Source organism: Amycolatopsis sp. cmx-4-61 (assembly GCF_046548775.1).
In the GTDB taxonomy this organism is placed as follows: Bacteria; Actinomycetota; Actinomycetes; order Mycobacteriales; family Pseudonocardiaceae; genus Amycolatopsis.
On sequence record NZ_JAEBEI010000001.1, the window covers coordinates 969145 to 988952 of the forward strand.

A 19808-nucleotide genomic window follows, 5' to 3' on the forward strand; every position below is an offset into this window, starting at 1 on the left:
TACACCCAGCGTTGCCGCAGGTCAAGCGGCTACGAGCGGACGGGCTTCCGCGTCGGCGGCGAGCATCTTGCCCGCCTGCTCGGCCACCTTGCCGGAGACGACCATCATGACCGCGAAGGCGCCCGCGAAGATGGTGGTGCTCAGCCAGACCATGGTCGACACCGGCAGCGTGAACGCGCCGGCGATGCGAGCCGCGCTTTCCAGCGCGAAGCCGATGCCCCAGATCACGCTGCACCGGCGCAGGACGGCGTCGAAGGTGGCGTTTCCGCTGAGCCGTTCCCACGCGGCTTCCCGTGCGGCCTGGCCGCGGGTGAGGAAGGGCCGCATGGTCTTGGTCATGATCGGGGCCGCGGTGAAGGTGGAGGCCAGGATGACGAGCCCGGTGATCCCGCTGCCGAGCGAATCCTTGGCGATCATCATCCGGGCGTCACCGGTGACGAAGGTGAGCAGCATGCCGACGACGTTCGTGGTCAGCACGACGAGGGCGAGACCGTTGAGCGTGCGGTCCTTGGCGAACTGGTACAGGGTCCGGACCAGCGGGAAGACGCCGGCGGCGGCGAGGGCGGCGAAGTCGCTCGCGCCGAGCGAGTGGAGCGCGTAGTAGACGCCGGTGGGGACGGCGATCTCGATCGCGAGGGTCTTGAGGAGGGCGCTTCCGGGCTGGTTCGTCGTCATGCCGGAAGCTTGTCGCGACGAGGGGTCCGGGAAGGATGCCGTCCGCCACGACTTCGGGCTGACAGATGTCACGGCTGCCGGCCGAGCAACGAGGTTCAGCCGCCGGAGTGCATGTCTTCCGCCTCGGGGACGCAGTCGTCGTCCGGGTCGTCGAGCCAGCCGTGGGGCAGCGTCACCTTGCCCGGGGAGCCCTGACGTCCTCGCGGCCCGGTGGCGGCTTCGGGGAAGGGCGCGGAGTGGTCGAGCTGGGCGATCAGGTCGTCGAGCTGGTCCATCGACGAGAGCATCGCGAAGCCGCGGCGGAGTTCGGAGCCGACCGGGAAGCCCATCAGGTACCAGGCCATGTGCTTGCGGATGTCGCGCATGGCCTTGTCGTGGCCGTCGTGCTCGATGAGCAGTTCGGTGTGGCGGCGGAGCACCTTCGCGACTTCGCCGAGGTTCGGCGGGGTGGGGAGTTCGCGGCCTTGGAAAGCGGCCTCCAGCTCGCCGAACAGCCAGGGGCGGCCGAGGCAGCCGCGGCCGACGACGACGCCGTCGCAGCCGGTCTCGTCGACCATGCGCAGGGCGTCGTCGGCGCTGAAGATGTCGCCGTTGCCGAGCACCGGGATGCTGGTCACGGCTTCCTTGAGGGCGGCGATCCTGGTCCAGTCGGCCTGGCCGGAGTAGCGCTGGGCGGCGGTCCGGGCGTGCAGGCTGACAGCGGCGGCACCCTCGGCTTCGGCGATGCGGCCGGCGTCGAGGAAGGTGTGGTGGTCGTCGTCGATGCCGATGCGGAACTTCACCGTGAACGGCGTGTCCCCGGCCGCCTTGACGGACTCGCGCACGATGGCTTCGAACAGCTTGCGCTTGAACGGCAGCGCGGCCCCGCCGCCCTTGCGCGTCACCTTCGCGACCGGGCAGCCGAAGTTGGAGTCGACGTGGTCGGCGAGCCCCTCGCCGACGATGATCCGGACGGCTTCGGCCATGGTCTTCGGGTCGACGCCGTAGAGCTGCATGGACCGGGGCTTTTCGTTCGCGCCGAAGGTCATCATGTGCATGGTGCCGGGGTGCCGTTCGACGACGGCGCGCGCGGTGATCATCTCGCACACGTAGATGCCGGCGCCGTACTCGGCGCACAGCTGCCGGAAGGCGACGTTGGTGATCCCCGCCATGGGCGCGAGCACGACCGGCGGATCGACCTCGTAGGGGCCGATCTTCAGGGCGGGCTTGCTCAGGGTCGCGGTCACGCTCTCCATTGTCGCCTGTGGTGTCGGTCACGCCCAGCCAGGGGGCTCGCCGGTCACTTGCTCCAGACCGTGGCCTGCGGGCGGACGGTGTTGCCCGTCGAGGTCACGTCTGTCCGCTCGACGTGATCGCGGCGACACTTCACGGGTGCGGCCCGGCATAGGGTGCGGGGTATGACCGACAAGCCCCTGCGCTGGGGAATCATGGGTACCGGCGGGATCGCCGGCGCCTTCGCCCAGGACCTGCTGCTCACCGAGTCCGGAGTGGTTGCCGCGGTCGGGTCGCGCAGCGATGACAGTGCCGGGCGGTTCGCCGACGAACACCGCATCGAGACGCGCCACGGCAGTTACGAAGCCCTCGCGAACGATCCGGACGTCGACGTCGTCTACGTCGCCACCCCGCATCCCATGCACCACGCCAACGCCCGGCTCGCGCTCGAGGCCGGGAAACCCGTGCTCGTCGAGAAGCCGTTCACGATGACCGCCGGGGAAGCCCGCGATCTCGTCGAGCTGGCGCGGGCCAAGAACCTCTTCCTCATGGAAGCCATGTGGACGCGGTTCCTGCCGCACATCCGGCACGTCCGTGAACTCCTGCCGCAGCTCGGGGCCGTCGTCACCGTCACCGCCGACCACGGGCAGTGGTTCGCCGAAGACCCCGCCTTCCGGCTCTTCGCCCCCGAACTCGGCGGGGGCGCCCTGCTCGACCTCGGGATCTACCCCGTCTCGTTCGCGTCGATGGTGCTCGGACGGCCCGAGCGCGTGGCCGCCATGGCCACGCCCGCCTTCACCGGCGTCGACGCGCAGATGTCGATGCTGTTCGGCTACGCCGGCGGCGCGCAGGCCGTCCTGACCTGCACCTTGAGTGCGGTTTCGCCGACCACCGCGGCGATCGTCGGCACCGACGGGCGGATCGAAATCGACGGGCCCTTCTACGCTCCCGCCTCCTTCACCCTCATCCCGCGCGAAGGCGAGCGGAGCCGCTTCGACTACGTCGACGAGGGCCGTGGCCTGCGGCACCAGGCCGACGAGGTGGCGCTCCGGCTGGCCGCCGGGGACACCGAGAGCCCGCTCATGCCGCTGGACGAAACCGTCTCGATCATGACCACCATGGACGAGGTGCTCGCCGCGACCAGGACGTGACCGCGGATTGAGTAGTGCTACGGATCCGCAGGTGGCCGCCGGTGCGTGACCCTGTCCGGTATGACCACCGAAGCAGATGTGCTCCTCCGGCTCGCCGGCGAGATCGACGACCTGGGGCGTCGTCTCGCCGTGGTGGGCTCCGAACTGCGGACCGTCCGGGACGGGCAGCCCGAACCGGCCGAGCAGCCCGAGCAGCCCGAGCAGCCTGAACCGGCCGGAGAGCCCGAGCCGGTCGAACAACCGCAACCCCGCCCGCAACGGCCCGAGCCGAACCCGTGGCCGCAGTCCCAGTGGCAGCCGCCGCGGCAGCAGTACGTCCCGCCGCAACAGCAGTACGTCCCGCCACAGCAGTACCCGCAGCCGCCCTACCAGCCCGTTCCGCGGCCGACGCTGGGCGAAAAGCTCGGCAAGGAAGGCGCCGGCAGCCGCGTGCTCGCCTGGGTCGGCGGGGCCGTGACGCTGCTCGGCGTCGTGCTGCTGCTCGTGCTGGCCGTGCAGCGGGGCTGGCTCGGGCCGCTGCCGCGGGTGCTCGTCGGCGCCGGGTTCGGGCTGGCGCTCACCGGCACCGGCGTGTGGCTGCACCGCAAGCCCGCCGGCCGCACCGGCGCGTTCGCGCTGGCCGCCACCGGCATCGCGACGCTCTACCTGGACGTCGTCGCCGCGACGTCGCTGTACGAGTTCCTGCCGGTGCTCGCCGGGCTCGTGGCCGGGCTGGCGGTCGCCGTTGGCGGGCTGCTCGTGGCCGTGCGCTGGGCGTCGCCGCTGCTGGCCGCCGCCGTCGTCGTCGGCTGTGTCGTGTGCGCGCCGATGACGGTCGGCGGGTTCACCCCCGAACTGGTCACCTTCCTGCTGATGGTCCAGCTCGCGACGGTGCCGGTGCAGCTGCGCCGCGACTGGTCGTCGCTGACGCTGGCCGCCGGTGTCCCGCCGCTGCTCGCCTCCGTGATCAGCACGGCGTGGCTCGCCGGGGGCGGCAGCTGGGCCAACACCGCCGCGGCTGGCGGCGCCGGGCTCGTCGGGGTCGTGCTCGCGCTGATCGTGCTGCGCCGTCGCCGGAACGACCCCGCGGCGCTCTCGCTGCTGGCGACCGCCGTGCTGCCGACGCTCATCGCGGCGGTGCTGCTGCCGAAGGCGCAGGCCGTGCCGATCACGGCGGGAGCCGGTGCCCTGTTGCTCGCCGTCTGGGCGGCGCGCCGCTGGTGGCCCGGGTTCGCCGGGCAGGTGGCCGGGCTGGCCGGCCTGCTCGCGATCCTGCAGGCGACGGTCACCCAGTTCGACGGCCCGGCACGCTCGGGCGTGCTGCTCGGCGAGGCGCTGCTGCTCGTCGTGGCCGCCGTGGGCGGGCGCAGCCGGGGCGCGCTCGCCGCCGCGCTCGGGTTCGCGTCGATCGGCGGGCTGCTCGGCGTGGTCTTCGACGTCACGCCCGCGCTGCTGATCGTGCCGCGCAGCCACCCGGTCGCGGAGCTCGCCGGGGCGCTCGCGGTCGCCGCGCTCATCCTCGCCGTGTCGGTCGCCCTGCCGTGGGCCGCGGTGCGCCTGGCGGTGTTCCGCGGGCCGGCCGAGGACCTGCCGATCTGGCTGCTCGCCGGGGTTTCGGCGCTCTACGGCGCCGCCGGGGTCGTGCTGTGCGGCGCGCTGCTCGCCGCACCCGGCCGGCCGGGGTTCCTGCTGGGCCACGCGCTGATCACGGTCTCCTGGACGGTCGCGGCGCTCGTGCTGCTCCTGCGCGGCATCGACGTCGCCGCGCTGCGGGTGACCGGGCTGATCCTGGTCGGGGCCGCGGTGCTCAAGCTGGTCCTGTTCGACCTGTCGGCGCTGGACGGGCTGGCCCGGGTCGGCGCGTTCCTCGGCGCCGGCCTGGTGCTGCTGGCGGCGGGAACGCGGTACGCGCGGCGGGTCGCGTCGCGCTAGCCGGGAAGACCCGGACCGCGGACGGTTCGACGCCGAGTGCTCCGTCCGCATCCGCGTGGTGCCCGAGCGCTTCCGGGGGGTGCTGACCTAGTCCACTTCGGACGGTCGAAAGCCGGGAGTTCGTGAGGAAGTCACGGATTCGTCGCCGTGTGGACACCTCGTTGTCCGGTTATTGTGCATTCGTGCCCGAACAAACCGGCGAAACCCGCAACGAGAAGCTGCAGCGCAACCTCGGCGAGCTGCTGCAGGAACTGCGGGTCGCGCAGGCCGGGGTGCAGATCCTCTTCGGCTTCCTGCTGTCGGTCGTGTTCACCGACCGGTTCCACGACGCCAGCGGGTTCGAGAAGTCGCTGCACCTGTCCGCGGTGACGCTCGCGGTCGCGGCCACGGCGCTGCTCACCGCGCCCGCGGCGTGGCACCGGCTGCTGTTCCGCACCGGCAGCCGCGAGCGGATCCTGACCGTCGGCAACCGGCTGGTGCTGGTCGGGCTGGTCTGCCTGGCGCTGGCCATCACCTCGACGGTCGCGCTGATCGCCAAGGTGGTCTACGGCGGGATCGCCATGCTCGTGATGGCCGTGCTGTGCCTGCTGATCTTCGGGCTGCTCTGGTTCGTCATGCCCTTCCGGCTGAACCCGGCCGGTCAGCCGACCGGGCCGCCCAAGTAGCGCGTGTCCTCCTGGACGAAGCAGAGCGGGTTGCCGGACGGGTCGTCGGCGTAGAACGACCGTTCGCCCCAGAACTGCGTCTCGATGGCGTCGTCGAGCCAGCGCGGTCCGGCCGCCTGGACCCGCCGGAACGTCTCTTCGACGTCGTCGACCGCGAGGTAGACGATCCGCGGGTCCTTCCGCGGCCGGGGCTCGCGGTGCTCGGGCGGGGCCTCGACGCAGGCGAGCACGACCCCGCCGCAGGTGAAGTAGTGCCGGTTGACGGCGATGCGCTCACCGGGGTCGGCGAAGACGGCGGCGTAGAAGGCGACGGCGACCTCGATGTCGTCGACGGGCTGGATCAGCCGGAACACCCGCGCGCCGCTCATGCGGGCACAGTACCGCTGTTCATCCCGTGTTCGGCAGCAGTTGCCGGGGTGGTCGGAAGCCGCCCGTAGCTTCCGGCCCGTGACTGACACTTCTCGCCGGACCTTCCTCCTCGGCGCCCCGGCCGTCGCCGCCGCGGCGACCCTGCCGAACGTCCTCGGCGCCCCGGCCGCCGAAGCCACCGGCCGGCACCGCCCGGACACCGAAGATCCGCGCTTCACGCTCGTGGTCATGCCCGACACGCAGTACCTGTTCGACGAGGACCGCGGTGACGCGGCCCCGCTCGACGCCTCGCTGCGCTACGTCCTCGACGAGGCCGACGACAACGTTGTCTTCCTCGCCCACCTCGGCGATCTCACCCAGAACGGCCGGGCGGACGAGTTCGCCCGCATCAGCCGGTCGTTCCAGGCCCTCGACCGTCGCCGGTTCCCGTACAGCACGCTCGCGGGCAACCACGACATCGACGGCTCGAAGGACGACCAGCGCGGCCCGTCGCCGTACCTCGACGCCTTCGGCCCGCAGCGCCAGCGCACTTCGCCGACGTTCCGCGGCGCGTCGAAGGACGGCTACAACACCTTCCACGTCTTCCGCGGCGGCGGCCGCGAGTGGCTGCTGCTGGCCCTCGACTGGCGGCCCTCGGCGGGCGGGCTGAACTGGGCGAAGCAGGTGCTCGCGCAGCACCCGACGCTGCCGGCCATCCTGACCATCCACGAGCTGGTCTGGGCCGACGACGACCACCAGGCCCAGTTCTCGACGTTCGGCGAGCACGTCTGGCAGGAGCTCGTCCAGGGCAACGACCAGATCTTCCTCACGCTCAACGGCCACTACTGGCCGACCGGGCGCACCGTCCGCAAGAACGCCGCCGGCCACGACGTGCACGTTCACCTCGCCAACTACCAGGACCGCTACTACGGCGGCAGCGCGATGGTGCGGCTCTACCAGTTCGACCTCGCGCGCGGCGTGATCGACGTCCGGACGTTCTCGCCGTGGCTCGCCGCGCAGGACCACCTGAGCGAGCTGCAGCAGGTGGAGGTCGAACGCAGCGGCGCGGCCGACTACTTCAGCCTGGAGATCGACTTCGCCGAGCGTTTCCAGGGCTTCGCGCCGGCGCCGGTCCCGCCCGGACGGCCGGCGAAGCAGCTCCTGATCCCCGGAACCGTCGCGTACTGGCGGTTCGAGGGTGGCCAGGACGGCAAGGTGGTGCCGGACGACGTCGTCGTGCGCGACCGGACCGGCCGCGGCAACGACCTCACCCGCGTCACCACGCCCGGGAGCGGCCCGGATGCGCTGAAGTACTCGAGCGAGTTCTCCCCGCGGCAGCCGTCGCGGGCGAGCCTGCGGTTCGACGGCGGGCGCGATCCGAGCCGGGGCGCCTACCTGCGCACGGTCGACGCGGCACCGATCAACAAGCTGACGTTCGAACGGGGTTACACCGTCGAGGCGTTCTTCCGGCTGCCGGCGAACTTCAAGGACGGCCACCACGGCTGGTGCGGCCTGTTCGCCCGGCAGGGCAGCGGCGCGGCCGCGGGCAAGACCGGTGACGACCCGCAGGAGTCCGCGGCCACACTGTCCCTTTCGGACAGTGGCGAGCTGCAGTGGGCGGTGTACCCGCTGAACCAGAACCGGACGTCGACGAACTGGGGCCACGAACTGCCCGTGGAGAAGTGGTGGCACGTCGCCGTCGTCAACGACGGCCGGCGCACGACGATGTTCGTCGACGGCTGCCCGGTGGTCCGGAACCCGGCCACGCCCGCCGTCGGGCTCGCCGATCCGGGCGGCCCGTGGCTCGTCGGGGCGTCGTCCTACGGGGGCAAGGTCGACCGCAGTTTCGCGGGGCTGCTGGGCGACGTGCGGGTGGTGGACCGGCCGCTGAACCCGCGTGAATTCATGCTGGGCTGAGGCCCTTGACAGCGGGTGGACAATAAAAAATCGGCGTGTCCTCCGGGGACAACAGGAGAACTCGCCGAACTTGAATACAGTCTAACCGCTGTGAGGGGAACTTGTCAAATCAGGGGTACGACGAGGAATTGCGGGAAGAAGGGGCCTACGTCGCCGCGCTGTACGAGCGGCTCGACCGCGAACGCGCGGCGGCGCAGGCCCGGTACCGCGGCGCACTCGGGCGAACCGACGTGCCGCCGGGGGAACGGGAGACCGACGTCCGGTGCCGGTCGCGGGAGGCGGCCCGGCTGGACGTCGCCGACAACGGCCTTTGTTTCGGCCGGTTGGACGCCCGTTCGGGCGAAACCAGCTACATCGGCCGAATCGGGCTGTTCGACGCGGAAAACGACTACGAACCGTTCCTGCTGGATTGGCGGGCGCCGGCGGCGCGGCCGTTCTACGTCGCCACGGCGGCGCGACCGGAAAACATGCGCCGCCGCCGTCAGTTCCACACGATGGGCCGCCGGGTCCTCGATTTCACCGACGAGATCTTCGGCCGCCCCGAGGGTGCCGAACGGGGGGACGCGGCCCTGCTGGCCGCGGTCAACGCGCCGCGCGGCGAAGGCATGCGGGACATCGTCGCCACGATCCAGGCCGAGCAGGACGAGATCATCCGCCTCGATCACCCGGGGGTGCTGGTCGTCGAAGGCGGCCCCGGCACCGGGAAGACGGCCGTCGCCCTGCACCGGGTGGCGTACCTGCTCTACACGCGGCGGGAGCGGCTGTCGCGCAGCGGCGTGCTCGTGGTGGGGCCGAGCCCGCTGTTCCTCGACCACATCGCCCGCGTGCTGCCGTCGCTCGGCGAGTCGGACGTGGTCTTCACGACCACTGGCGGCCTCTTCCCCGGCCTGCGCACCACCGCCGAGGACGCGCCGGAGGTGGCGCGGCGCAAGGGATCGCTGGCGATCCTCGACGTGCTGGCCGCGGCGGTCGCCGACCGGCAGCAGGTGCCGGACGAGCCGGTGCCGGTCGAGCTGTCCGACGTCACCGTGCACCTCGACGCCGATCTCGCGGCCGAGGCCCGGCTCGCAGCGCGCCGGGCCGCGTTGCCGCACAACGAGGCCCGTGCGATCTTCCGCGAGCGTGTCCTGGCCCTGCTCGCCGAGCGCGCGGCGGCGAAGATCGGCGAGGCCTGGCTGACCGCGGAAGACCGGGGCGCGTGGGCCGGTCTCCGCGCCGACGTCCTGGCCGAGCTGCGGCAGCACGAAGAGCTGGAAGCCGCCCTCGAGGGGCTGTGGCCGTACCTGACGCCGGAGACGCTGCTGGCCCCGCTGTACTCGTCGCCGCGCCGGCTCGAGGCCGCCGGGGCCGATCCGGCGCTGTTCCGCGCGGACGGCACGGCGTGGACGGTGTCCGACGTGCCGTTGCTCGACGAACTGGTCGACCTGCTCGGCCGGGACGACACGGCCGAACGCGCCGCCGCGCACCGGCGGGCGGAAGCGGAGGCCGAGTACGCCTCCGGGGTCATGGAACTGCTGAAACTGGACGCCGAGGAGCTCGACGAAGACGTCCAGCTGGTCGCCGAGGACCTCCTCGGCGCCGAAGACCTGGCCGAGCGGTTCACCGAGCGCGATCCACGCGACCTCGCCGAGCGGGCCGCCGCGGACCGGGACTGGACGTACGGGCACGTCGTCGTCGACGAGGCGCAGGAACTGTCCGAAATGGACTGGCGAGTGCTGATGCGGCGGTGCCCCAGCCGGTCGTTCACGATCGTCGGCGACCTCGCCCAGCGCCGTTCCGCAGCGGGAGCGAGCGACTGGGCCACGATGCTCACGCCGTACGTCGGCGACCGCTGGCAGTACCGCGAACTGACGGTCAACTACCGCACTCCGGCGGAGATCATGGCGATCGCCGGCGCGCTCCTGGCGCGGTTCGCACCGGCCGCGCGGCCGCCGGAATCGGTGCGCGCGTGCGGGGTGCGGCCGTGGTCCAGACGGGTGGACGGCGAGGAGCTGGCGGAGGCCATCGACGACTTCGTCCGCGACGAGGCCGGTCGCGCGGGCACCAGCGTCGTGCTCGGGCCGCCGGGCCTGCCGGGAACGATCCCGGCCGCCGCCGCCAAGGGACTGGAGTTCGACGCCGTGCTCGTCGTCGAACCGGAGCGGATCCTGGCCGCGGGCCCGCGCGGCGCGGCCGAGCTCTACGTCGCGCTCACCCGCGCCACGCAGCGCCTCGGGGTGCTGCACCGGGATCCGCTCCCGGCGGAGCTGACCGGCCTCGCCGAGGCCGGGGTGCCCGCGAAGTCCGGGCACCGGCGGTTCCTGTAGCGAACGGGGGTGGCGGGCCGTTGGCGCCCGTCATCCCCGCACCGCTAGGCCGTGAGCCGGCCCCAGGAGTAGTTCTGCTTGGCCAGCTTGAGGTACACGAAGAGCTCGGTCCCGGACACGCCCGGGATCTTGCGGACCTCTTCGCCGAGCACCTCGAGCATGTGGTCGTCGTCCCGGCAGACCAGCTCCGCCAGCAGGTCGTACCGCCCGGCGCACAGCACGACGTAGTGCACGTTCGTCAGCTCGGACAGCTTGTCGGCGACGTCGCGGGGATCGACGCCGTCGACGTTGATGCCGACCATGGCCTGGCGCGTCAGATCGACGTTGACCGGGTCGGTCACCGCGACGATCTGCATCAGGTCGTCGCGCAGCAGCCGCTGCACCCGTTGGCGGACCGCTCCCTCCGAAAGCCCGACCGCCTTGGCGAGCGCGGTGAACGAGGCCCGGCCGTCCTTCTGGAGCAGGTCGATCAGTGATCTGTCCGTATTGTCCAGCGCGCGCGCACGTGTTTCGTCACCCATGCCGTCCCTCCCTGTGTTTCGGCATGTGATTTGTCAAGTGCGCAGCGTATCGAGACCTGCGGAGAAAGCGAGCCCTCCGCGCCAGCTTCGCGCGATTCGACGTACACGCCGTGCTCAGCCGAGGAATCGGTGGCCAGAGGCGAAACTCACGAGGCTTTCCGAGGCGGTTTTGTGCGCCCGCGCACAGCGGGACGCGCGTACCGCACCGCGGCAGGTACCGTCTGGCGGCTCGGTCGGACCATCACCCCAGGAGGACCAACGCATGTCGGAGGCCGTGGCGCTCGGCGTCGCCCCCGCCGTTCCCGCGAAGGGACTGCGCGGCGGCGCGCTGGGCATGGTGTCGTCGATGGTCATCGGGATGTCGTCGACCGCGCCGGCCTACTCGATTGCGGCCACCCTCGGGCTGATCGTGCTGGCGGGCACCGGGTTCCAGGCGGCCGCGTTCGTGCTGCTCTCGTTCGTGCCGGTGCTGTTCGTCGCGTTCGCCTTCCGCGAGCTGAACACGGCGGAACCCGACTGCGGCACCAACTTCACGTGGGCGACGCGGGCGTTCGGCCCGCACGCCGGGTGGTTCACCGGCTGGGTCGTCACGGTCGCGCAGCTGCTGGTGATGAGCAGCCAGTCCGCGCTCACCGGCCGGTACACGCTGCTGCTGTTCGGTGCGTCCGACGCCGCGGGCAACCGGTGGCTGACGACGGCGATCGGGGCCGCCTGGCTGCTGGCGCTGTGCTGGCTCTGCTACCGCGGGATCGAGGTGTCCGCGCGGGCGCAGTGGGTCCTGCTGGGCGTGGAACTCGCCGTCCTGGTGCTCTTTTCGGTCGTGGCGCTGGTCCGCGTCTTCGACGGCACCGCCGGGCCGCAGGCGTCCGTGCCGCGGCCGGACTGGCTGTGGCCGGGCGGCGTCTCCGCCGGCGCCGCGGTTTCGGCGGTGCTGCTGGCCGTGTTCATCTACTGGGGCTGGGAAAGCTCGCTGTCGGTCAACGAGGAGTCCGCCGACCCGCGCCGCGCACCGGGGCGCGCCGCGGTGTTGTCGACGGTGCTGCTGGTGCTGAACTACCTGCTCGTGACGGTCGCCGCGCTGGCCTTCGCCGGGATCGGCAGCGAGGGGATCGGCCTGGGCAACGAGGCCAACTCCGAGGACGTCCTCGCCGGCCTGGGTGGCGCGGTGTTCGGCGACGGGACGACGGGCAAGATCCTCGGCGTGCTGCTGATCGTTTCCGTGCTGACCAGCGGCGCGGCCACCAGCCAGGCGACGATCATGCCGGCGGCGCGCACGACGTTGTCGATGGCCAGCCACGGCGCGCTGCCGAAGGTGTTCGGGCGCGTGCACCCGCGGTTCCGGACGCCGACCGTCGCGACCTGGGCCTTCGGGCTGGTTTCGCTGGCGGTGTACGCGCTCCTGGCGCTGATCAGCGACAACGTCCTGGCCGATTCGGTCGACGCGGTGGGCCTGACCATCGCCATCGAGTACACGATGACGGCGCTGGCCTGCGTCTGGGTGTTCCGCCGGACGCTCTTCGCGAGCGTGCGCAACTTCGTGCTGCGCGGGCTGCTGCCGTTCGTCGGCGGCGTGTTCTTCCTCGCCGTGCTGGTGTTCGCGCTGATCGAGTACGCGCGGCCGGACGCGGGCGAGACGACGGTGTTCGGCATCGGCGGCGTCGCGGTGATCGGCGTGGTGTCGATCGTGCTCGGGGTGCCACTGATGTTCGCCGTCCACCGCGCCTGCCGCGACTTCTTCGCCGGACGCCGCCTGTCGCGCGGGTTCGTGCCGCGCGGCGGCGACAGCATCAGCCCAAGTCGCGTCGGCTGAGGTCCTCCTCGGTCTCGCGGCGCACCAGCAGCGTGGCGACGCCGTCCCGCACGCCGACCAGCGGCGGCCGGCCGACCTGGTTGTAGTTCGACGCCAGCGAGTGGTGGTACGCGCCGGTGCACGGCACGGCCAGGAGGTCGCCCGCGTGCAGGTCGGCGGGCAGGCTGATGCCCTCGGCGAGGACGTCACCGGCCTCGCAGTGCCTGCCGACCACGGTCATCGGGATGCGCTGCGCCTTCGACCGGCGGCCGACCAGGCGGGTGGTGTAGCGGGCGCCGTAGAGGGACGGGCGCGCGTTGTCGCTCATGCCGCCGTCGACCGCGACGAACGTGCGGCTGCCGCGCTTGACCGCGCACACGCGGTAGACCGTGATCCCGGCGGGCCCGACGATCGCCCGGCCGGGTTCGATCGTCAAGCGGGGCACCGGGAAGCCGTGCGCCGCGCATTCGTAGGCGAGCGCCACGCGCAGGCGCCGCGAGTAGCCGCCGAGGTCGAACGCGGGCTCGCCGCCGACGTACGGCACCGCGTGCCCGCCGCCGAGGTCGAGCTCCCGCAGCGTGACGCCGTGGGTGTCGCGGATCCGCACGAGGACTTCGGCCATCCGGCGCGCGGCGGCCTCGTACCGGTCGATTCTGGTCACCTGGGAGCCGATGTGGCAGTGCAGCCCCTGAAGCCGCAACCCGGGTTGTTTCTTCACGGCTTCGACGGCGGCGTCGACGTTGTCGGGTACGCCGTCGAGGAGCGAGAAGCCGAACTTCTGGCCTTCGGTGCCGGTGCTGATGGCGGTGTGCGCCCCGGCGGCGACCCCCGGCGTCACGCGGATCATCACCTGCTGGGCGGCGTGGGCGAGCGCGCCCAGCTGCTCGATCTCGTCGAGGGAGTCGACCACGATCCGCCGGACGCCGTAACCGAGTGCGGCCTTCAGGTCTTCGGGCGTCTTCGCGTTGCCGTGCAGCAGCATGCGCTCCGCGGGGAAGCCGATCGAGCGCGCGACGGCGATCTCGCCCGCGGAGCAGGTGTCGAGCGACAACCCCTCTTCGGCGACCCAGCGCAGTACGGCCCGCGTACACAGCGCCTTGCTCGCGTACGCGACTTCGACGTCCGGCAGCGCTTCACGGTACTCGCGCGCGGTGTCGCGGACCTGCTGTTCGTCGAGGAGGTAGGACGGCGTCCCGAAGCGCGCGGCGAGGTGGCTGACGGGCGCGCCGGCGAAGAGCAGTTCGCCGTCTTCGCCGAGTCGGGTGCTTCGCGGCCAGATTCCTGGCTCGAGGTGATCGGCGGCTTCACAGCCGAGGCTGGGAAGAAGCTCGCTGAGCGTCACGGGTGCCTCCGGGCATGACGGCGGATCGGACCCCGTCAGGACACCCCTGCCGGTCCGCCCGGAGATCACCCGTGAACGCCGTCCTGACGCCGCCGGTTTGCCCGCTTACTCCTTATTAACGCCCGAGTAACTTGCGTCACCGCCGGCCCAGGCGGACAGCAGCCCGGCGAGCTGTTCGTCTTCGGCCGGGGTGAGCAGGCGGCTGGGCGGCCGGACGTCGGGGCGGCACAGGCCGAGCCGGCCCAGCGCGGCCTTGACCACGCTGACGTTGTTGGCGTTCCCGTTCGCCGCCCGGAGTTCCTCGAATGGCCGGATCCGCTCCCAGACGGTCATCGCGGCCGGATAGTCCCCTGTGGACAGTGCGCGGAACATCGCCAGCGAGATCGCCGGGTCGACGTTCACCAGCCCGGACGTGAAGCCGGTGGCGCCGACGGCGAAGTAGCCGGGGGCCGAGAGTTCCGCCAGGCCCGCGATCCAGACGAACCGGTCGAAGCCCGCGTCCCGGGCGACCGAGCCGAACCGAACGGGGTCCGCCACCGCGTACTTGACGCCGATGACGTTCGGCGCCGCTTCCCCGAGCGCGCGCAGCTGCTCGCCGGTGATCGCCGGGTTGCGGACGTAGAGCACGACGCCGAGTTCCGGCACCTCGGCGGCGATCGCCGCGTGGTAGTCGACCCAGCCGTCGCCGGAGATGTACGGGTGCACCGGCTGGTGGATCATGATCATCTCGGCACCGGCCGCCCGCGCGTGCCCCGCGGCCCGCCGCGCCGACGCGACGTCGTGCCCTACGCCGGCGAGGACGCTCGCCCGGCCGGCCGCGGCCTCGACGGTGACCTCCAGGCACTGGCGCGCCTCGGCCGCGTCGAGCGCGTAGAACTCGCCCGTGTTGCCGTTCGGCGTCACGACCTCGATGCCGCCGGTGATCAGCCGGTCCACCAGCTTCGCGTACGTCTGGGTGTCGACGGCGCCCTCGGCGTCGAACGGCGTGACGGGGATGGCCACCACCCCGGAAAGCCGCCGCCTCTGCTCCTCGAACGTCATCGGGCCCCCTTCGGATCGCCGGTCTCGGTCGTGCGTTCGCCGGGCAGCCCGAAGGCGACCCGGTCGAGGAAATCGGTGATGTGCTTGCGCAGCAGGTGTTCGGCCTGCCGGGCGTTGCCGCTCTCGGCGGCGTTCAGGATCGCCCGGTGCTCGGCCGCTTCGCCCTGCCAGGTCGGGCTGATGCCCCAGCCGGTGACGGTGATCAGCGCGGCCTGGTCGCGCAGCCCGTCCAGGGCCTCGACCAGCAGCGGGTTGCCGCACCCGGCGTAGAGCGCGCGGTGGAACAGCCGGTTGGCCAGGCTGGCCTTCGCGCGGTCGGTCGCCGCCGTGCCGGTCTCGACGCCGGCCAGCGCCTGTCGCGCGTCCCGGAAGTCCGCGCCTCGCTCGACGGCCCGCCGGACCGCCTCGGGTTCGAGCAGCGCGCGCAGGTCGTACACCGCGGACGCGCTCTCGGCGTCCATGACCCGGACCGCGGCTCCCTTGTACGTGCTCATCGTGACCAAACCGGAACCGGCCAGGATCCGCAGGGCCTCGCGCACCGGCGTCTTCGACACCCCGAGCAGGGTGCCGACCTCGGCTTCCACGAGCGTTTCCCCGGGCGCGAACTCCCCGCTCAAGATCGCTTCCTTGATCGCGTCACGCACGAAATCCGTCCGCGAGACGGGCGGCGGCGGCCTCCGGGCCGACGAAGTGCTCGCCACTGGCATGTCCGATCTGATATACGATGCGACATACAACATTATCACGGACCGAGGGAGCAGCCATGCAGCGTTGCACCGGCTTCCGATTCCGACGACTGTTGCTGGCGGCGGCCCTCGCCACCGGTCTGGCGGCCTGCGGCGCACCCGGCGGCGACGGCGGTCAGGCGGCGGATCCCCGGGCCGTGCCCGAGAAGCCGGGCAAACCGGTCGAGCTCAACATCCTCGACGTCGCCGGCAACCTGCAGCTCACCAAGCAGATGATCGAGAACTTCAAGGCCGCCCACCCGGACGTGCTGGCGAAGGTCACGTATTCGACCGCGCCCGCGCCGAGCATGGCGGGCAAGCTGAAGGCCGAGCAGGACGGCGGCGTCGCCCAGACCCACCTGGTCCTCAGCGGGACCGACGGCCTCTCCGCCGGCATCGCGAACGGCACCCTCGCCAAGGTGCTGCCGGACTTCTCGAGCCGGTTCCCGAACCTGATGCAGAACTACCTCGAGCCCGCGGCGAAGATGCAGGAGCTGGCCAACGGCTACGGCATCGAGGTCGTCTACTACCCGTCGGGCCCGCTGCTGGAGTTCAACCCCGCCGCGGTGACCGCCGCCCCGGCGTCCCCGCAGGAGCTGCTCGACTGGGCGAAGGCGCACCCGGACAAGTTCCAGTACGCCCAGCCGTCGAACTCCGGCCCGGGCCGCACGTTCCTGATGGGCCTGCCGTACCTGCTCGGCGACAAGGACCCGAAGGACCCGGACAAGGGCTGGGACAAGACCTGGGCGTTCCTGCAGGAGCTCGGCAAGTACGTGAAGTACTACCCGTCGGGCACCACGGAGACGATGAAGAACCTCGCGTCCGGGTCGGTGGACATGGTCATGTCGACCACGGGCTGGGACATCAACCCCCGCAAGCTCGGCACCGTGCCGAACACGGTCAAGACGGCGATCATGCAGCCGATGCACTGGGTCACCGACGCCCAGTACGCCCTGATCCCCAAGGGGCTTTCGCCCGACCAGGAGTCGGCGATCCTGCAGCTGGTCGCGTGGATGCTCAAGCCGGACCAGCAGGCGATCGCCTACGACGACGGGTACTTCTACCCCGGCCCGGCGGTCAAGGACGTCACCCTGCGGATGGCGCCGCAGAAGAGCCAGGACACCCTCCGGCAGTTCGGGCGCCCGGAGTACGACCAGTGGATCGCGCAGTACCCCAAGGAGACCTCGCTGCCCGCCGAGCAGCAGGTCAAGGCGTTCGACAAGTGGAACCAGCTGGTCGGCGGCGCGAAGGTCGGCAAGAAGTGACGTTCGAGCAGCTGCGGCTGGAGGGCGTCTCCCGCAGCTTCGGCACGGCGAACGCCCTGCGCGACCTCGACCTCGCCATCGCCCGCGGCGAGTTCGTGGCCCTGCTCGGCCCGTCCGGCTGCGGCAAGTCGACGGCGTTGAACTGCCTGGCCGGCCTGCTCCCCCTGACGGCGGGCAGCATCCGGCTCGACGACACCCGCATCGACGGCCGGCCGCCGGAGCAGCGCGGGTTCGGGATGGTGTTCCAGAACTACGCGCTGTTCCCGCACATGTCCGTCCGCGCCAACGTCGGCTTCGGCCTCAAGATGCGCAAGGTGGCCCGCGCCGAGGCCCGCCGGCGCGTCGACGAAGCGCTCCGGCTGGTCCAGCTCACCGAGCACGCGGCGAAGTTCCCCGCGCAACTCTCCGGCGGGCAGCAGCAGCGCGTCGCCATCGCCCGCGCGGTCGTGCTGGAGCCGCCGGTGGTGCTGATGGACGAGCCGTTGTCCAACTTGGACGCCAAGCTCCGGCTCGAGATGCGGATGGAGATCCGCCGCCTCCACCAGACGCTCGGCCTGACGACGGTGTACGTGACGCACGACCAGGAGGAGGCGTTGTCGCTCGCGGACCGCCTGGTGGTGCTGCGCGAGGGCACCGTCCAGCAGATCGGCACGCCGGAGGAGGTGTACGCCCAGCCGGTGAACAGTTATGTGGCCTCCTTCATGGGCTACCGCAACCTCCTCGACGTGACGGTGACCTCCGCGGCGGCCTCGTCGGTCACCGTGGAAGCCGCGGGAGTCCGCCTCACCGGCCGCGGTTCGCTTACGGAGGGCCCGGCGAAGGTGGCGATCCGCCCAGAGGACTTCGTGGTCGGCGACGGCATCGAGAACGCCCTCGACGTGACGGTCGAGATCGTCGAGTACCACGGCCGCGAGCTGTCGATCTCCGCCCGGCTGGCGACCGGCCTGCCGGTGTACTTCCGGACGGACAAGCGCCTTGCCCCGGGAGACACGGTGAAGATCGGTGTCCCGGCCGAGCGGGTCCTGGTGTTCGCGCCATGACCCCGCCGATGGTCGACGTCGCTCGCGCCGAAGTGGCCGAAGTGGCCGAAGTGGCCGCCGTGGTCCGGGCCGCGTCGGGGGCCGGGGTCCGCGGTGGAGAGGTGGCGTCATGACCGCCGTCGCGAGCGCTCGCCCCGCCCTGCGGCACCGTCTTGCCGAACGCGGCATCGACCGCACCCTGCTGCTCCTGGTGCCCGGCCTCCTGGTCACCGCCTGCCTGTTCCTGTACCCCTTCCTCTACGGCCTCCAACTGTCCCTCGCGCCCCGCAAGGGCGGCGTCTTCGCCAACTACGCGCGGTTCTTCGCCGACCCCTACCTGCGTGACACCATCTGGACGACGCTTGACATCGCCCTGCCCGCCACCCTCATCAACGTGCTCGCCAGCATCCCGATCGCCTACGTGATGCGCGGCCTCGTGCGCGGCAAGCGCCTCCTGACGACGATCCTCGTCGTGCCGATCACGCTCGGCACGGTGCTCACCGCGCAGGGCCTGATCATGTACGGCGGGCCGGCGGGCTGGCTGAACAAGGTGCTCACCGTCCTCGGCGGCACCGACCAGCCGCTCCCGCTGATCCACAACTACACCGGCGTGCTGCTCTCCCTGGTGATCACCGGCTTCCCGTTCTCCTTCCTGCTGACGTTGTCCTACCTTTCGGGCATCGACCCCTCCCTGGAGAAGGCGGCCGCGACGCTCGGCGCCAACGGCGTCCAGCGCTTCCGGCGGATCACCCTGCCCCTGCTGGCGCCCGGCCTGGCGATCACCTTCTGCCTCTCCTTCGTCATGGCGTTCTCGGTCTTCCCGAGCGCGCAGCTCGTCGGCGACCCGGCGAACGAGACCCGCGTCATCTCGATCGCCGCCTACCACGCCGCGTTCGAGGAGTACGACTACTCGATGGGCTCGGCCGTCGCGATGCTCATGGCGGTGGTCATGCTCATCGTGATCGGCCTGGTCATGGCGTGGCGGGGCACCCTGTACCGCGGAGCGACCGGAGGCAAGGGATGACCGGTTGGGTCGCGCGTCCCGGACGTTGGGTCGTCTGGGCCGTCGTCGGGTTCTTCTTCGTCAACCTCGCGGGCGTGGTGCTCTCGGTGGTCGTCGACTCGTTCGGCACCCAGTGGTTCGGCACCTGGCTCCCGGACGGCTTCACCACCCACTGGTACGCCGACGCCTGGCGCGAGTTCGGCCTCTCGGACGTCCTCCTGACGACGGCGGTCGTCGCGCTGGTCGTGATCGCCGTCTCGGTGGCGGTCGGCGTCCCGGCCGCCTACGCACTCGCCCGCCGCTCGTTTCCCGGCAAACGCCTGGTGATGCTCCTGTTCGTGCTGCCGATCCTGATCCCTCCCATCACCTACGGCATCCCGCTCGCCACCGTCCTCTACAAGTTCCACCTGGCCGGCACGACCACCGGTGTCATCCTGGCCAACCTCGTGCCGTCGGTGCCGTTCGTCGTGCTGACGATGACGCCGTTCATCGAGCAGATCGACCCGAAGATCGAGGCCGCGGCCCGCATGTCCGGCGCGCGGACCGCCTCGGTGTTCACCCGCATCCTCGGCCCGCTGCTGCTGCCGGGCATCCTGGCCGCGTCGATCCTCGTGCTGGTGCGCACGGTGGGCATGTTCGAGCTGACGTTCCTCACCGCCGGCCCGGACTCGACCACCCTCGTGGTGGCGCTCTACAACTCCGTGTTCGCCGCCGGCATCCGCGCCAACCAGTCCGTCGACGCCATGGCGACCATCTACACCGCCTCCATGCTCGTGCTCCTTCTCGTCGCGTTGCGGTTCGTGAACCCGACCCAGCTGGTGACCCGGATCCGCGAGGAAACCTGACCGGCTCGCTCACAGGTCGACTTTACCGCGAGAAGTCGAACATATGATCGACACGATCGAGCGAATCCGCTGG

Annotated in this window: 17 protein-coding genes; 10 read left to right on the forward strand and 7 right to left on the reverse strand. The window is 71.4% G+C overall.

The genetic code is table 11. From position 1 onward, the window contains the following. Nucleotides 1–21 precede the first annotated feature (21 nt). Nucleotides 22–675: a VC0807 family protein gene (locus tag ACLJOU_RS04775; RefSeq protein ID WP_410563469.1), complete on the reverse strand. Its 654-nt coding sequence runs from the start codon at nucleotides 673–675 to the stop codon at nucleotides 22–24. A gap of 95 nt (nucleotides 676–770) precedes the next feature. Continuing rightward, entirely contained in the window at nucleotides 771–1910 is a 1140-nt protein-coding gene (gene dusB / locus ACLJOU_RS04780) for a tRNA dihydrouridine synthase DusB (RefSeq protein WP_410563470.1), read from the reverse strand. Nucleotides 1911–2072: 162 nt separating this feature from the next. Here dusB and ACLJOU_RS04785 point away from each other — a divergent pair, with 162 nt between their 5' ends. From ACLJOU_RS04785 to ACLJOU_RS04795, 3 genes are all read left to right on the forward strand, one after another. Next, nucleotides 2073–3038 (forward strand): Gfo/Idh/MocA family protein, encoded by a 966-nt coding sequence (locus ACLJOU_RS04785; RefSeq protein WP_410563473.1) that lies wholly within the window; start codon nucleotides 2073–2075, stop codon nucleotides 3036–3038. Nucleotides 3039–3098: 60 nt separating this feature from the next. Further along, nucleotides 3099–4949: a DUF2339 domain-containing protein gene (locus tag ACLJOU_RS04790; RefSeq protein ID WP_410563475.1), complete on the forward strand. Its 1851-nt coding sequence runs from the start codon at nucleotides 3099–3101 to the stop codon at nucleotides 4947–4949. 182 nt (nucleotides 4950–5131) lie between these two features. Continuing rightward, a complete protein-coding gene (locus tag ACLJOU_RS04795; RefSeq protein WP_410563476.1) occupies nucleotides 5132–5614 on the forward strand; it encodes a DUF6328 family protein in 483 nt (160 codons plus the stop codon). Here ACLJOU_RS04795 and ACLJOU_RS04800 read toward each other — a convergent pair. After that, nucleotides 5590–5982, reverse strand: a complete 393-nt coding sequence (locus ACLJOU_RS04800; protein WP_410563479.1) for a VOC family protein — start codon at nucleotides 5980–5982, stop codon at nucleotides 5590–5592. The genes ACLJOU_RS04795 and ACLJOU_RS04800 overlap by 25 nt on opposite strands. A 79-nt stretch (nucleotides 5983–6061) precedes the next feature. Here ACLJOU_RS04800 and ACLJOU_RS04805 point away from each other — a divergent pair, with 79 nt between their 5' ends. Further along, complete coding sequence (locus ACLJOU_RS04805) at nucleotides 6062–7879, forward strand: LamG-like jellyroll fold domain-containing protein (RefSeq protein WP_410563480.1); 1818 nt, start codon at nucleotides 6062–6064, stop codon at nucleotides 7877–7879. Between the two features lie 101 nt (nucleotides 7880–7980). Then, entirely contained in the window at nucleotides 7981–10185 is a 2205-nt protein-coding gene (helR, locus tag ACLJOU_RS04810; RefSeq protein ID WP_410563481.1) for an RNA polymerase recycling motor ATPase HelR, read from the forward strand. Between the two features lie 44 nt (nucleotides 10186–10229). Here the strand turns inward: helR and ACLJOU_RS04815 are convergent, their stop codons facing one another. After that, on the reverse strand, nucleotides 10230–10706 hold the full coding sequence (locus ACLJOU_RS04815; RefSeq protein WP_410563482.1) for an Lrp/AsnC family transcriptional regulator: 477 nt from the start codon (nucleotides 10704–10706) through the stop codon (nucleotides 10230–10232). Between the two features lie 262 nt (nucleotides 10707–10968). Between ACLJOU_RS04815 and ACLJOU_RS04820 the strand changes: the two genes are divergently transcribed. Continuing rightward, the gene (locus ACLJOU_RS04820; protein ID WP_410563485.1) at nucleotides 10969–12516 is read left to right on the forward strand and encodes an APC family permease; all 1548 of its coding nucleotides are present in this window, start codon (nucleotides 10969–10971) and stop codon (nucleotides 12514–12516) included. On the opposite strand, the gene lysA is transcribed toward ACLJOU_RS04820, so the two are convergent. From lysA to ACLJOU_RS04835, 3 genes are all read right to left on the reverse strand, one after another. Next, a complete protein-coding gene (lysA, locus tag ACLJOU_RS04825) occupies nucleotides 12494–13837 on the reverse strand; it encodes a diaminopimelate decarboxylase (protein ID WP_410563488.1) in 1344 nt (447 codons plus the stop codon). The two genes, ACLJOU_RS04820 and lysA, sit on opposite strands and share 23 nt — an antisense overlap. Before the next feature lie 105 nt (nucleotides 13838–13942). Beyond that, on the reverse strand, nucleotides 13943–14878 hold the full coding sequence (locus ACLJOU_RS04830) for a dihydrodipicolinate synthase family protein (RefSeq protein WP_410563491.1): 936 nt from the start codon (nucleotides 14876–14878) through the stop codon (nucleotides 13943–13945). After that, the gene (locus ACLJOU_RS04835; protein ID WP_410564728.1) at nucleotides 14875–15579 is read right to left on the reverse strand and encodes a GntR family transcriptional regulator; all 705 of its coding nucleotides are present in this window, start codon (nucleotides 15577–15579) and stop codon (nucleotides 14875–14877) included. Before ACLJOU_RS04835 ends, ACLJOU_RS04830 begins: the two co-directional genes overlap by 4 nt. A 62-nt stretch (nucleotides 15580–15641) precedes the next feature. On the opposite strand from ACLJOU_RS04835, the gene ACLJOU_RS04840 reads away from it, so the two are divergent. The 4 genes from ACLJOU_RS04840 to ACLJOU_RS04855 all read left to right on the forward strand — a co-directional run bounded on the left by ACLJOU_RS04840 (nucleotide 15642) and on the right by ACLJOU_RS04855 (nucleotide 19735). Next, nucleotides 15642–16868, forward strand: coding sequence for an extracellular solute-binding protein (locus ACLJOU_RS04840; RefSeq protein ID WP_410563493.1), 1227 nt, complete (start codon nucleotides 15642–15644; stop codon nucleotides 16866–16868). Continuing rightward, nucleotides 16865–17908, forward strand: coding sequence for an ABC transporter ATP-binding protein (locus ACLJOU_RS04845; RefSeq protein WP_410563495.1), 1044 nt, complete (start codon nucleotides 16865–16867; stop codon nucleotides 17906–17908). Before ACLJOU_RS04840 ends, ACLJOU_RS04845 begins: the two co-directional genes overlap by 4 nt. Nucleotides 17909–18017: 109 nt before the next feature. Beyond that, nucleotides 18018–18911, forward strand: coding sequence for an ABC transporter permease (locus ACLJOU_RS04850; protein WP_410563498.1), 894 nt, complete (start codon nucleotides 18018–18020; stop codon nucleotides 18909–18911). Further along, nucleotides 18908–19735: an ABC transporter permease gene (locus ACLJOU_RS04855; RefSeq protein WP_410563501.1), complete on the forward strand. Its 828-nt coding sequence runs from the start codon at nucleotides 18908–18910 to the stop codon at nucleotides 19733–19735. Before ACLJOU_RS04850 ends, ACLJOU_RS04855 begins: the two co-directional genes overlap by 4 nt. The last annotated feature ends 73 nt before the right edge of the window (nucleotides 19736–19808 follow it).

Bases quoted from the DNA above. Each gene is read 5' to 3' on its own strand.
- ACLJOU_RS04815 (WP_410563482.1), bottom strand. From the start codon at position 10,706: ATGGGTGACGAAACACGTGCGCGCGCGCTGGACAATACGGACAGATCA.
- ACLJOU_RS04775 (WP_410563469.1), bottom strand. From the start codon at position 675: ATGACGACGAACCAGCCCGGAAGCGCCCTCCTCAAGACCCTCGCGATC.
- ACLJOU_RS04840 (WP_410563493.1), top strand. From the start codon at position 15,642: ATGCAGCGTTGCACCGGCTTCCGATTCCGACGACTGTTGCTGGCGGCG.
- ACLJOU_RS04850 (WP_410563498.1), top strand. From the start codon at position 18,018: ATGACCGCCGTCGCGAGCGCTCGCCCCGCCCTGCGGCACCGTCTTGCC.
- ACLJOU_RS04790 (WP_410563475.1), top strand. From the start codon at position 3,099: ATGACCACCGAAGCAGATGTGCTCCTCCGGCTCGCCGGCGAGATCGAC.
- ACLJOU_RS04830 (WP_410563491.1), bottom strand. From the start codon at position 14,878: ATGACGTTCGAGGAGCAGAGGCGGCGGCTTTCCGGGGTGGTGGCCATC.
- ACLJOU_RS04820 (WP_410563485.1), top strand. From the start codon at position 10,969: ATGTCGGAGGCCGTGGCGCTCGGCGTCGCCCCCGCCGTTCCCGCGAAG.
- ACLJOU_RS04855 (WP_410563501.1), top strand. From the start codon at position 18,908: ATGACCGGTTGGGTCGCGCGTCCCGGACGTTGGGTCGTCTGGGCCGTC.
- dusB (WP_410563470.1), bottom strand. From the start codon at position 1,910: ATGGAGAGCGTGACCGCGACCCTGAGCAAGCCCGCCCTGAAGATCGGC.
- ACLJOU_RS04800 (WP_410563479.1), bottom strand. From the start codon at position 5,982: ATGAGCGGCGCGCGGGTGTTCCGGCTGATCCAGCCCGTCGACGACATC.
- ACLJOU_RS04785 (WP_410563473.1), top strand. From the start codon at position 2,073: ATGACCGACAAGCCCCTGCGCTGGGGAATCATGGGTACCGGCGGGATC.